This window comes from Nonomuraea sp. NPDC047897, assembly GCF_043204415.1.
In the GTDB taxonomy this organism is placed as follows: Bacteria; Actinomycetota; Actinomycetes; order Streptosporangiales; family Streptosporangiaceae; genus Nonomuraea.
In genome coordinates this window covers 188,276-201,037 of record NZ_JBIDCC010000007.1, presented here as the reverse complement: position 1 = coordinate 201,037, position 12,762 = coordinate 188,276, and the positions used below count along the sequence as shown (strand labels likewise).

General features: G+C 74.7%; 10 protein-coding genes. 2 read left to right on the top strand and 8 right to left on the bottom strand.

Annotation, left to right across the window (positions count from 1 at the left end; genetic code table 11):
- Window positions 1-8: 8 nt before the first annotated feature.
- The 3 genes from ACGF0J_RS17785 to ACGF0J_RS17775 are packed head-to-tail and all read right to left on the bottom strand — an operon-like array spanning window position 9 to window position 4,032.
- Entirely contained in the window at window positions 9-1,304 is a 1,296-nt protein-coding gene (locus tag ACGF0J_RS17785) for an MFS transporter (protein ID WP_393146948.1), read from the bottom strand.
- 54 nt (window positions 1,305-1,358) lie between these two features.
- The gene (locus tag ACGF0J_RS17780) at window positions 1,359-3,233 is read right to left on the bottom strand and encodes a helix-turn-helix domain-containing protein (protein ID WP_393146946.1); all 1,875 of its coding nucleotides are present in this window, start codon (window positions 3,231-3,233) and stop codon (window positions 1,359-1,361) included.
- A gap of 49 nt (window positions 3,234-3,282) precedes the next feature.
- Window positions 3,283-4,032 (bottom strand): 3-hydroxybutyrate dehydrogenase, encoded by a 750-nt coding sequence (locus ACGF0J_RS17775; RefSeq protein ID WP_393146944.1) that lies wholly within the window; start codon window positions 4,030-4,032, stop codon window positions 3,283-3,285.
- Between the two features lie 243 nt (window positions 4,033-4,275).
- Here ACGF0J_RS17775 and trpD point away from each other — a divergent pair, with 243 nt between their 5' ends.
- The gene (gene trpD, locus ACGF0J_RS17770; protein WP_393146942.1) at window positions 4,276-5,316 is read left to right on the top strand and encodes an anthranilate phosphoribosyltransferase; all 1,041 of its coding nucleotides are present in this window, start codon (window positions 4,276-4,278) and stop codon (window positions 5,314-5,316) included.
- Window positions 5,317-5,357: 41 nt separating this feature from the next.
- Here the strand turns inward: trpD and ACGF0J_RS17765 are convergent, their stop codons facing one another.
- The 3 genes from ACGF0J_RS17765 to ACGF0J_RS17755 are packed head-to-tail and all read right to left on the bottom strand — an operon-like array spanning window position 5,358 to window position 7,899.
- On the bottom strand, window positions 5,358-6,503 hold the full coding sequence (locus ACGF0J_RS17765) for a thiolase family protein (RefSeq protein WP_393146940.1): 1,146 nt from the start codon (window positions 6,501-6,503) through the stop codon (window positions 5,358-5,360).
- Complete coding sequence (locus tag ACGF0J_RS17760; protein ID WP_393146938.1) at window positions 6,500-7,129, bottom strand: CoA transferase subunit B; 630 nt, start codon at window positions 7,127-7,129, stop codon at window positions 6,500-6,502. The genes ACGF0J_RS17765 and ACGF0J_RS17760 overlap by 4 nt, the downstream gene beginning before the upstream one ends.
- Window positions 7,126-7,899 carry a CoA transferase subunit A gene (locus ACGF0J_RS17755; RefSeq protein ID WP_393146936.1) on the bottom strand — a complete coding sequence of 258 codons (774 nt, stop codon included), beginning with the start codon at window positions 7,897-7,899 and terminating at the stop codon, window positions 7,126-7,128. The genes ACGF0J_RS17760 and ACGF0J_RS17755 overlap by 4 nt, the downstream gene beginning before the upstream one ends.
- Before the next feature lie 136 nt (window positions 7,900-8,035).
- Here ACGF0J_RS17755 and ACGF0J_RS17750 point away from each other — a divergent pair, with 136 nt between their 5' ends.
- Window positions 8,036-9,520 carry an IclR family transcriptional regulator C-terminal domain-containing protein gene (locus tag ACGF0J_RS17750; RefSeq protein WP_393146934.1) on the top strand — a complete coding sequence of 495 codons (1,485 nt, stop codon included), beginning with the start codon at window positions 8,036-8,038 and terminating at the stop codon, window positions 9,518-9,520.
- 12 nt (window positions 9,521-9,532) lie between these two features.
- Here the strand turns inward: ACGF0J_RS17750 and ACGF0J_RS17745 are convergent, their stop codons facing one another.
- Window positions 9,533-10,924 (bottom strand): class II fumarate hydratase, encoded by a 1,392-nt coding sequence (locus ACGF0J_RS17745; RefSeq protein ID WP_393146932.1) that lies wholly within the window; start codon window positions 10,922-10,924, stop codon window positions 9,533-9,535.
- Between the two features lie 28 nt (window positions 10,925-10,952).
- Window positions 10,953-12,728 (bottom strand): protein kinase, encoded by a 1,776-nt coding sequence (locus ACGF0J_RS17740; RefSeq protein ID WP_393146930.1) that lies wholly within the window; start codon window positions 12,726-12,728, stop codon window positions 10,953-10,955.
- Between the last annotated feature and the right edge of the window lie 34 nt (window positions 12,729-12,762).

The window sequence follows — 12,762 nt, the reverse complement described above, 5'->3', positions numbered from 1 at the left end:
GCCGCGCCTCACGCGCGGATCCGCTCCGCCAGGTCACGCCCCTGGGTCTCGCGGGCGGCGAACACCGCGATCAGGGTGAGCACGGCCGCCCCGCCCAGGTAGACGGAGATCGGCAAGCCGCTGCCGAACGCCTGGAGCAGCGCCACCGCGATGATCGGGGCGAGCGCCCCGGCCACGATCGCCGAGAGCTGCGCGCCGATCGACACCCCGGTGTAGCGCATCCTGGTGCCGAACAGCTCGGAGAAGAAGGCCGCCTGCGGGCCGTACATCATGCCGTGGAAGATCAGCCCCACGGTCACCGCCAGCGTGATCGCCAGGAAGTTGCCCGTGTCGACGAGCGGGAAGAACGCGAAGATCCACACGCCCACCCCGGCCGCGCCGGCCAGGTAGATCGGGCGGCGGCCGACCCGGTCCGACAGCGCCCCCCACAGCGGGATCGTCGCGAAGTGGATGACCGAGCCGATGAGCACGGCGTTGAGCACGGTGGAGTTGTCGATGCCGCCCGCCTTGGCGTAGGTGATGACGAACACCGTGATCAGGTAGAAGGAGATGTTCTCCGCCAGTCGCGCGCCGATCGCGGTGAGTACGTCCCGCCGGTGGTGGCGCAGCACGCCGACGATCGGCGCCGTCTCCTCCGGCTCGGCCTGCTGGAAGACCGGCGACTCGGTGATGGTCAGCCTGATCCACAGCCCGATCAGCACCAGCACGCCCGACAGCAGGAACGGCACCCGCCAGCCCCAGCTCAGGAACGCCTCGTCCGTCTGCCAGGCCGCGAGCACGGCCAGCACGCCGGTGGCCAGCAGGTTGCCCCCCGGAGCGCCGGCCTGCGGCCAGGAGGCCCAGAAGCCGCGCCGGCGCGCGTCGCCGTGCTCGGAGACGATCAGGACCGCGCCGCCCCACTCGCCGCCCAGCGCGAAGCCCTGCACCAGCCGGAGCACCGTCAGCAGCAGCGGAGCCGCCGCGCCGATCGCCGCGTGCGTCGGCAGGCAGCCGATCAGGAACGTCGCCGCGCCCATCATCAGCAGGCTGACGACCAGCAGCGTCTTGCGGCCGAACCGGTCACCGAAGTGGCCGAAGACCAGCCCGCCGAGGGGCCGGGCGACGAACCCGACCGCGTAGGTGAGGAACGCCAGGAGGGTGCCGGTCAGCGGATCGGCCTCGGGGAAGAACAGCTTGTTGAACACCAGCGCGGCCGCCGAGCCGTACAGGAAGAAGTCGTACCACTCGATGGTGGTGCCGATGAGGCTCGCAACGACGATCTTCTTGATGGAGGCGGCGCCTGCCTTGTTGTGGGGAGCGTCCATGCCGTCACGCTAGGGAGTGATGGGCGTCACTCATATGGGGGCCGGGCCCACACTCTACGGAGCCGCTGTGTGGCCCAGCCGGTGCAGGCGCAACGCGAGCTGGATCTCCAGGGCGCGCTCCGGTTCCGCCCAGCCCGCGCCGAGCAGCCGGGTGACGCGGTCGAGCCGCTGGGTGACGGTGTTGACGTGGATGTGCAGCGCCTCGGCCGTACGGGAGGGGGAGGCGCCGGTGCCGAAGTAGGCGGCGAGCGTGTCGGCCAGCGCGGTGCCCCGGCGGGCGTCGTAGTCGATGATCGGGCCGAGCACCGAGTGCACGAAGCCCGGCACGTCGCGCTCCTCGCCGATCAGCAGGCCGACGAAGCCCAGCTCGGCGGCCCCTGCGCCGTCTCCGGCGCGGCCGAGCGCGATGAGCGCCTCCGCGCAGCGCCGCGCCTCCCGGTAGGCCGTCGCCACGTCGCGGGACCGGCCGCCCGCCTGTGACGCGCCCGCGGTCGCGGGCGCGCCGAGCGAGGCGCTCAGCTCGGTCGCCACGCGGCGCGCCAGGTCACCGGCGTGCGCGCCCGGCAGCAGCAGCACGACCTCGTCGGCCCGGCCGGCGGCCAGCCCGTGGCGGAGCGCCGCCTGCGACGACGCCCAGAACAGGGCCCGCTCCCGCTGCCCGTCGTGCCTGACCACCACCACGACGTGCGGGGCGCCCAGGTCGACGCCCAGCCGCCGGGCCCGGTCGGCCAGCCCCGGCGTGTCCGGCCGGGCGATCAGGTCGTCGAGCAGCTCGCCGCGTACCCGCCCCTCGGCCTCCGCGACGCTCCTGCGGAACAGCAGCAGCAGCGCGCAGACCAGCGCCGCCCGCTCCAGGATGCGCTCGTCGGCGTCGTCGCTGCGCAGGACCAGCGTGCACAGGGGCTCGCCGCCGACGTCCACCGACGCGATGCGCAGGTCGGCCCGGCGCACGGTACGGCCCAGCGCCCGCGACGCCTGCGCCGCCTCGAACACGCCGGAGTCCAGCTCGCCCACACCGGTGCCGGGAACGCCGTCGTCGGGCGGCCCGGCGATCGGCCTGCCGAGGTCGTCGAGCACCACCAGCGACCCGCCGAGCACGTCGGTCACCACGGCCGCCACGTCCTCGATGCCGCCGCCCCGCAGCACCAGCGAGGTCATCCTGTCGTGCGCCAGCGCCGCCCGCTCGACCGCCTCGGCGTGCGCCCTGGCGGTGCGGTGGGCGCTCGACAGCTCCTCCAGCGCATTGCGGGTCTCCTGCAACAGGCGGGCGTTGTCGATCGCGACCGCCGCGTGCGCCGCCAGGCTGGCCAGCAGCGACACCTCCTCCTGGTGGAACGGCCGGGCGCTGCGGTTGGCGGCGAACAGCACGCCGATCACCCGCTGGCCGAGCCGCAGCGGCACGCCCAGGATCGCGACCAGGCCCTCCTCCAGGACCGCCTCGTCGATGTCCTCCTTGTGGTGGAAACGGGCGTCGGCGAAGTAGTCGGCCGTCGCGTACGGCACCGCCGTCTGCGCCACCAGCCCGCCCAGCCCGGCGCCCATGGCCAGCCGCAGGGCACGGAACTTCGCCGAGATCGACCCGTCCGTCACCCGCATGTAGGTGTCGCCCCGCTCGGGGTCGTGCAGGGTGAGGTAGGCCGTGTCGGTCGCCAGGAGCTGCCTGGCCCGGTGCACGATCGCCTCCAGCACCGCGTCCAGGTCGCGCAGCGCCGCCAGGTCGCCGGCCGTGTCGTACAGCGCCGACAGCTCCGCCTCGCGCCTGGCGCGGCGCCTCAGCAGCGCGCGCACCCGCAGCGCCTCGACCTTGGCGCGTTCGAGCTCCTCGATCGCGGTCGGATCGGCGCCCGCCGCCCTGGCCTCGACGATCGACCCCTCGAACTCGACGGCCGACGCCTCCCTGGCGAGCAGTTCGAGGAAGCGCCTGCTCACGGCCGCCCCCCGGGGGCGGCTCGCCGGGCGGGGAACAGGCCGCCGGCCACTAGCGCGCCGTCCAGCCGCCGTCCACCGGCAGGGAGACGCCGGTGATGAACGAGCCGTGCGGCCCGCACAGGTAGGCCACCAGCTCGGCCACCTCCTCCGGCTCGATCAGCCGCTTGACCGCCGCCGGCCGCAGCATGACGTCGGCCACGACCTCGTCCGGGGCGATGCCGTGCACCGCGGCCTGGCCGGCGATCTGCCCCTCGACGAGCGGCGTGCGCACGTAGCCGGGGCACACGCAGGTCGAGGTCACCCCGTGGGCGGCGCCCTCCAGAGCCACCACCTTGGAGAAGCCTTCGAGCGCGTGCTTGGCCGTGATGTAGGCCGACTTGTACGGCGAGGCGCGCAGCCCGTGCACCGACGAGATGTTCACGAACCGGCCCCAGCCCCTGGCGTACATGCCGGGCAGCACCCGCCGGGCGATCAGGAACGGCGCCTCCACCATGACTCTCAGCATGCCCGCGAACACCTCGGGCGGGAACTCCTCGATGGGCGCGACGTGCTGGAAGCCCGCGTTGTTGACGACGATGTCGGCGTCCTTCGGCAGCTCGCCGACGAAGTCGGGAGCGCCCAGGTCGGCCACGACCGCGCTGCCCCCGATCTCGGCCGCCACCTTGCCCGCCGCCTCCGCGCTCCGGTCGACGACGACCACGGCCGCGCCGCCGGCGGCCAGCCGGCGGGCGCACGCGGCGCCGATCCCGCTGCCGCCTCCCGTCACCAGCGCGGTACGTCCCATCAGCTCCTTCGCCATGCCTTCGACCCTAAGCCGCCGGAGGCACGGGCAGCATGGCGTCCGACGACATAGCCGGCTCCTCCGCTATGTGGGCGACCCCGGCTGGTAGGGTCTGCGGCATGACCGCGTATCCGCTCCTGTGGTGGGCCGCCTCCTAGGCGGACCCGCAGCGCATACGCATCCCGGCCGCCTCGGCGAGGCGGCCGTCGGCATGTCCGGGAAGCCCCCCGTCGAGACCTCGACAGACGAAAGGGCGTTCTCGTGACCACCACCTGGCCTTCGCTGCTCTCCACCCTCCTCGACGGCGGTTCGCTCACCTCCCGGCAGGCGGCCTGGGCGATGGAGCGGATCCTGACGGACACGGCCACGGACGCCCAGATCGCGGCGTTCGCCGTGGCCCTGCGCGCCAAGGGCGAGACCGTGACCGAGGTGGCGGGTCTCGCCGACGGCATGCTGGCGCACTCCTCGGCCATCAGGATCCCCGGCGACACGGTCGACCTCGTCGGCACCGGCGGCGACCGCGCCGGCACCGTGAACGTCTCCACCATGGGCGCCGTGGTGGCCGCCGCCGCCGGCGCCCGCGTCGTCAAGCACGGAGGCCGGGCCGCCACCTCCGCCTCCGGCGCGGCCGACGTGCTGGAACGGCTCGGCGTGCGCGTCGACCTGCCGCCCGCCGCCGTCGCCCGGATCGCGGAGGAGGTGGGCATCACGTTCTGCTTCGCCGCCGCCTTCCACCCCGGCTTCAGACGGGCCTCGGGGCCGCGCCGGGAGCTGGGCGTGCCCACGTTCTTCAACTTCCTCGGGCCGCTCACCAACCCGGCCCTGCCCGCGGCGCAGGCCGTCGGCGTCTCCGACGCGCGGATGGCGCCCGTCGTGGCCGGCGTGCTGGCCGAACGCGGCGGCTCGTCGCTCGTCTTCCGCGGCGACGACGGCCTGGACGAGCTGACCACCACGGGGCCGTCCACGGTCTGGGTCGTGCGGCGCGGCACGGTCACCAGCACCCGCTTCGACCCGGCCGACCTCGGCCTGCCGCGCGCCCGCACGGCGGACCTGCGCGGCGGGGACGCCGCCCGCAACGCGGCGGTGGCGCGGGCGGTGTTGGCGGGCGAGCCGGGGCCGGTGCGTGACATCGTGCTGCTGAACGCCGCGGCCGCCCTGGTCGCGGCCGACGGCGTCCCGCCCGCCGCCGGCCTCACCGAGGCCCTGGCGGCGGCGGTCAAGCGCGCGGCGGACGCGGTCGACTCGGGCGCAGCCGCGTCGCTCCTCGACCGGTGGGCCGCCGCGACGACCCGCCGGCCCTGAGCCCTGAGCCCTGAGCTCTGAGGAGGCGGGCGGCGGGGCGGTCACCGGTCGAGGACGAGGGCGAGCCCCTGGCCGACGCCGATGCAGAGGGTGGCCAGGCCGGTGCCGGAGCCCGTCGCGGCGAGCTGGTGGGCGACGGCGCCGGTGATGCGGGCGCCGGACGCGCCCAGGGGGTGGCCGAGCGCGATGGCGCCGCCGCGCGGGTTGACGATCGCCGGGTCGAGGTCGGGCAGCTCGGCCAGGCAGCCGAGCACCTGGGCGGCGAACGCCTCGTTCAGCTCGGCCACGGCCAGGTCGCCGAAGCCCCGGCCGGCCTTCGCCAGCGCCTTCCGGGTGGCCTCGACGGGGCCGAGGCCGAAGTAGCGGGGTTCGAGCGCGCTGACGCCGCAGGCGGCGATCCTGGCGAGTGGCTCCCGTCCGGCCAGCCCCGCCTCGTCGGTGAGCAGCAGCGCCGCCGCGCCGTCGCTGAGCGGGGAGGAGTTGCCCGCGGTCACCGTGCCGCCCCGGCGGAAGACCGGCTTGAGCCGGGCCAGCGCCTCCGGGGAGGTGTCCTCGCGGACGCCCTCGTCCCGTGACAGCTCGCCGACGGCGACGATCTCGCGCTCGTACGAGGCGCCGGCCGCCTTCCGGTGGCTGGCCAGGGCGAAGGCGTCCTGCTCGGCGCGGGTGATGCCGTGCCTGTCGGCGATCAGCTCGGCTCCCTCGCCGAGCGGCACGGTGTGCTCCTCCGGCATCAGCGGGTTGACCAGGCGCCAGCCGAGCGTGGTGGAGACGAGCTCCTGTCCGCCGGTGGGGAAGGCCCGGTCGGGCTTGGGCAGCACCCACGGGGCGCGGGTCATCGACTCCACGCCACCGGCGATCACCACCGAGGCGTCGCCCACGGCGATCGACCGGTACGCCTGGATGACGGCCTCCATGCCGGAGCCGCACAGCCGGTTCACGGTCGCGCCCGGCGTGGTCACCGGCAGCCCGGCGAGCAGCGCGGCCATGCGGGCCACGTTGCGGTTCTCCTCGCCCGCGCCGTTGGCGTTGCCGAGGATCACCTCGTCGGCGTGGTCGAGGCCGGTGCGCTCGGCCAGTGCCCGGACGACGTGGGCGGCCAGGTCGTCGGGGCGCACGCCGCTGAGCGCTCCGCCGTACCTGCCGATCGGGGTCCGGACCGAGTCGGCGATGTAGACGTCCTTCATGCGATCACCTTCGCTCCCGTACGGTCGCGCAGCTCGGCCGCGCTCACGCCGGGCGCGGTCTGCACGAGCACCAGCCCGCCGGCGGTCACGTCGAGGACGCCGAGGTCGGTGATGACGCGGTGGACGCACGCCCGGCCGGTGAGCGGCAGCGAGCACTCCTCGACGATCTTGGGGGAGCCGTCCTTGGCCGTGTGGTCCATGACGACGATCACCCGGCGGGCGCCGTGGACCAGATCCATTGCCCCGCCCATCCCCTTGACCAGCCTGCCGGGGACCATCCAGTTGGCCAGGTCGCCCCGGGCGGACACCTGCATGGCGCCGAGCACCGCCACGTCGATGTGGCCGCCGCGGATCATGCCGAACGACAGGGCGGAGTCGAAGAAGGACGCCCCGGGCAGGACGGTGACGGTCTCCTTGCCCGCGTTGATCAGGTCGGGGTCGACCTCGTCCTCGGCCGGGTAGGGGCCGACGCCGAGGACGCCGTTCTCGGAGTGGAGCACCACGTCCACCTCCGGCGGCAGGAACGACGGGATGCGGGTGGGCAGGCCGATGCCGAGGTTGACGTAGTCGCCGTCGCGCAGCTCGGCCGCGGCCCTGGCGACCATCTCGTCCCGTGACCAGCTCATGACGCCCGCCGCGTCCCCGGCGCGGTGGAGACCGTACGCCGTTCGACGCCCTTGTCGGCGGCCTGCTCGGGGGTGAGCACGACCACCCGCTGCACGAACACGCCGGGCAGGTGCACCTCGTCGGGGTCCAGCTCGGTCAGCTCCTCCACCTCGGCGATCGTGACCCGCCCGGCCATCGCCGCGACGGGGTTGAAGTTGCGGCTCGCCTTGCCGAACACCAGGTTGCCGTGCCGGTCGCCACGCGCCGCGCGCACCAGCGCGAAGTCGGTGGTGATGCCGCGCTCCAGGACGTGCTCCACGCCGTCGAACTCGCGCACCTCCTTGGGCGGCGAGGCGACGGCGATCGAGCCGTCGGCCGCGTGGCGCAGTGGCAGGCCGCCGTCGGCGACCGGGGTGCCGACGCCCGCGGGGGTGTAGAAGGCGGGGATGCCGCACCCACCGGCGCGCAGCCGCTCGGCCAGGCTGCCCTGCGGGGTCAGCTCCACCTCCAGCTCGCCCGCGAGGTACTGCCGGGCGAACTCCTTGTTGTCGCCGATGTAGGAGGCGGTCACCCGGGCGATGCGCCGCGCGGCCAGCAGCACGCCGAGGCCGCCGCCGTCCACGCCGCAGTTGTTCGACACCACGCTGATGCCGGTGACCCCCGTGTCGTACAGGGCCCGGATCAGCACGCCGGGGATGCCGCTGAGGCCGAAGCCGCCGACCGCGAACGACGCGCCGTCCCACACGTCCGCCAGCGCCTCCTCGGCGGTGGCGATCACTTTGCTCCGCACGACCCTCCAGGCGTTCGTATAGTGAACTTTAGTTCACTACTTTCGCCGAGTATGCGGGGCACGGGCGATCCCTGTCAAAGTGCTTCGATCGGGTGACGAGCAGACTCACGAGCGAGCAAACTCACGAGGAGGACGGATGGAGCCGGCCGGCGCCTTCGAACGCGGCCTGGCCGTGCTGCGCGTCCTGTCGGCCGACCCCGGGCGGCCGCTGCGGGCGACGGACCTGGTACGCGCGACCGGCCTGGCCAGGTCCACGGTCGACCGCGTCGTGACCACCCTGGCCACCCTCGGCCACCTGCGCGTCGAGGACCGCGATGTGCTCCTCGCCGGCCCGCTGATGGAGCTGGGCGAGGCCTACCTCGCCTGCGGCGGCCTGGCCGACGTCCTCGGCCCGCACGCGGACGCCCTCGCGCAGACGCTGGACGAGACGGTCACGCTGGCGGTCCCCGACGGCGACGGCGTCCGGCTCGTCGGCTCGTACGCCCGGCGGCGCACGATGGCCATCGCCTTCCGGGCCGGCGACCTGCTCCCCGCCGACCGCTGCGCGGCCGGGCCGGTCCTGCGCGACCCGTCCGCGCCGTGGGCCGAGGACGACCAGCTCATGGAGCCGGGGCTGATCGCGGTGGCGATGCCGGTGGCGATGCCGGTTTCGATGCCGGTGCGCGACGGCGGCGGCCGGACGGTCTGCGCGGTCAGCGTCGTCAGCCACACCAGCAGGCACACCGTCGCCGGCCTGCGCGCCCACGCCCTGCCCGCGCTCCGCGAGACGGTCGCCGCGATGCGGACCGCCCTCGCCGCGCCGCCCCCGCCGCCCGCGCCGCCCGTGCCGTCCGTCGCCTCCCGCGCGGCGAAGGAGGAGCTGGGCGCCGTGTACCTGCAGTCGCTGGCCCGGGGCCTCGCCGTGCTGGTGGCGCTCGGCTCGGCGCGGGGCGGGCTGACGCTCGCCGGCGCTGCCAGGGTGACCGGCCTGCCCAGGGCCACGGTGCGGCGGGCGGTCATCAGCCTGGAGCGGCTGGGCTACGCGGCCGCCGAGGGCGACCGGTTCGTGCTGCTGCCCAGGGTGCTGGAGCTGGGGTACGCCCACCTGTCGGCGTGGAGCCTCGGCGAGATCGTGCACCCCTACCTGGCCGACCTGGTGGCGCGCGTCCACGAGTCGGCGTCGGTCGCGACGCTCTCGGGCGACGACGTCGTCTACGTGGCCCGGGTGCCCACGCGCGCCATCATGAGCGTCGACATCACCGTCGGCACCAGGTTCCCCGCGTACGCCACCTCGATGGGCCGCGTGCTGCTGGCCGGCCTGCCCGACGGGCGGCTGGCCGGGATCGACCCGAAGCCGCTGACCAGCCGCACGGTCGCCTCGCCGGAAGAGCTGGCGGCGGTCGTCCGGCAAGCGCGCGCCGACGGGTACGCCCTCGTCGACCAGGAGCTGGAGGAGGGCGTGCGGTCCATTGCCGTCCCCGTCCGCGACCGGGCCGGGCAGGTCGTCGCGGCGGTGAACGTGGCCGCGCACGCCGGCCGCGTCACCGCCGGCGAGCTGGTGCGCGACGTCCTGCCCGTGCTCGCCGGGACCGCCGCCGCGATGACGGCGGACCTGGCGCGCATCCGCCGCCCGCTCCCGTAGCGGCCCGGGAGGTCAGGTGGCGGGGCGGGTCATGGCGAGGACGTCGAGGGCCGCGTCGAGCTGGGCCTCGGTGATGGTGCCGGCGGCGACGTGGCCGCGTTCGACGACCACCTCGCGGATGGTCTTGTGCTCGGCCAGGGCCTGCTTGGCGATCCGGGCGGCCTCCTCGTAGCCCACGTACCGGTTGAGCGGGGTGACGATCGACGGCGAGGACTCCGCGTACTCGCGCAGCCGGTCCTCGTTGGCCGTGATCCCCGCCACGCACCGGTCGGCGAGCAGCCGTGAGACGTTCGCCAGCAGCCGGATGGACTCCAGGATGTTGCGGGCGATCACCGGAAGCTGCACGTTGAGCTCGAACGTGCCCGAGGCGCCCGCGAACGTGATGGCCGCGTCGTTGCCGATGACCTGCGCCGCGACCATGGCCGTGGCCTCGGGGACGACCGGGTTGACCTTGCCCGGCATGATCGACGAGCCGGGCTGCAGGTCGGGGAGGTTGATCTCGGCCAGGCCGGCCCGGGGCCCCGAGCCCATCCAGCGGAGGTCGTTGGCGATCTTGTTGAGGGAGACGGCCACCACCTTGAGCTGGCCGGACAGCTCGACGATCGAGTCCTGGGCGCCCTGCGCCTCGAAGTGGTCGAGCGCCTCGGTGAACGGGATGCCGGTCGCCTCGCGCAGCTTGGCGACGGCCTTCTCGGCGAAACCCGGCGGGGTGTTGATGCCGGTGCCGACGGCCGTGCCGCCCAGGGGCAGCTCCAGGACGTGGCCGAGCGCCGAGCGCACCCGCACCACCCCGTGCTCGATCTGCGAGGCGTAGCCGCCGAACTCCTGTCCCAGCGTCACCGGCGTGGCGTCCATCAGGTGCGTCCGGCCCGACTTCACCACCTGGTCGAACTGGATGGCCTTGGCCCGCAGCGCCGCCGCCAGATGTTCGAGCGAGGGCAGCAGGTGGTAGGTCACCTCGGTCGCCGCCGCCACGTGGATCGAGGTCGGGAAGACGTCGTTGGACGACTGCGAGGCGTTGACGTGGTCGTTGGGGTGGACCGGACGGCCCAGCCGCTCCTGGGCCAGGTGCGCGACGACCTCGTTGGCGTTCATGTTGGACGAGGTGCCGGAGCCCGTCTGGAACACGTCGATCGGGAAGTGGTCGTCGTGCTCGTTCTCGGCGACGTCGGCCGCGGCCTGCGCGATGGCCTCGGCCAGGTCCTTGTCGAGGACGCCCAGCTCGGCGTTCACCTCGGCGGCGACGGCCTTGATCAGGCCCAGCGCGGCGATGTGCGACGGCTCCAGCGGCCGTCCTGAGATCGGGAAGTTCTCCACGGCCCGCTGGGTCTGCGCGCGCCACCGGGCACCGGCCGGGACGCGCACCTCACCCATCGAGTCTTGTTCGATGCGGAACTCGCTCATGCCCCCAGTCTGTCCCACGGCGGCCGGGTCAACCGGACGACGCCACCGCCACGATCACGATCGCCATCACCACGGCCACCGCAGCGGCGACGGCGAGGATGAGCAGCCCCTTGCGGTTGCCGGTGGGGCGCTGCTCGGGACCGGCGATCGCGAACAGGTCGGTGCCCAGGCCGTGGGAGTCGGGCCGCTCGGGCCGCGGCTCGTGCGGGGAGCCGGCGCCGTAGGGGCGCTGCTGCCCGCCGGGGGGCACCGCGCCGGGGGACATCGCGCCGGGGGACATCGCGCCAGGGGACAGCGTGCCAGGGGACATCGCGCCGGGTGGGAACGCGCCGGGCGGGGCCTGGTGCGGCGGCGTGGGGCCGGGCCGGGCGCCCGGGTGGCCCGCCGGTGGCGCGGGCAGCGGGTAGACCTGCTGGCCGGGCGAGCCGATGGGGTTGCGATGCACCTGCACCCGCCGCGTGGTCATGGAGCCCTCGTCGTGCGGCGGGTGAGCGGGCGGGACGGGCGGCCGCTGCGGCGCTCCGGCGGCAGGCGGGGGAGGCGGCGGCGACTTGGGCCGCATCACGCTGACGGTCCGCTCCGGGTCCCACTCCGCGGCCTTCCGGGGGCCCGGCGCCTGGCCAGGCGCGTGGTCCGGTCTGTGGTCCGGCGTGGTGCCCGGTGGTGGCCCGCCCGGGACGTCGGCCGGGTGGGCCGCACGCGCGGCGTCGGGCCGCGTGTGCGGGACCGTGCCGGGGCCGCGCTGAGCGGGTTCGGACCCGTACGGGGCGGCGTCCGGGCCGCGCCGTACGGGCCCGGCGGCGGGTGGGCCGGAGGAGGCGGGCGGGCCGGAGGGGCCGGGTCGCGGCGGGACGCCGGGCGCCCCGTACGGCGAGGCGGGCCCCGCGTGGGGAGGGGCGGCGGGGTCGGTGTGCCTGGCGTCGGCCACGGACGTCTCCTGTTCCGGTGGGGCCTCGCCTGTGATGGCCGGCATCTCGCTGGTCGGCGTGTCGGCGACCATGCGCAGCATCGTCTCCGCCTGGGCCGCGCTCAGGCGCTGCTTGTGGTCCTTGTGCAACAGCCCGTTCAGCACCGGCCGGAGTTGCCCGGCCTGGGTGGGTGGGTCGGCGTTCTCGCTCAGCAGTGCGGCCAGGGTCGCGGCTATCGAGGACCGCTCGAACGCCGGGCGCCCCTCGACGGCGAAGTAGAGCGTCGCCCCGAGCGACCAGATGTCGGACTCGGGGCCGGTGTAGTCGCCCCGTGCCCGTTCGGGGGCGGTGTAGCCGGGGGAGCCGATCACCATGCCGGTCTTGGTGAGCCGGGAGTCGCCCTCGGCGCGGGCGATGCCGAAGTCGGTCAGCACCACGCGGCCGGTCTCGGTGATCAGGACGTTGGCGGGCTTGACGTCGCGGTGCGTGATGCCCTGCGCGTGCGCGGCGCGCAGCGCGCCGAGCAGGTCGACGCCGATCTCGGCCACCAGCCGGGGCGGCAGCGGGCCCTCCTCGTCGATGACCTGCTCCAGCGAGCGCGCCTCGACCAGCTCCATGATGATCCACGGACTGCCCTCGTGGATGAGCACGTCGTGGATGGCCGCCACGGACGGGTGGCTGATGCGGGCGGCCAGCCGGCCCTCGCGCACCATGCGCTCGCGCAGCTCGCTCCGCTGCTCCTCGGTGAGACCCGGGTCCTCGCGGATCTGCTTGACCGCCACCTCGCGCCCGAGAGCGCGGTCGTGGGCGCGCCACACGGTCCCCATCGTCCCCCGCCCGAGCGGTGAGATCAGCTCGTAGCGCTCCGCGAGCAGGCGAGTCTGGTGTTCCGGCATGAGAAGAAGATATCGATTCTCGCTTGGGAAGTGC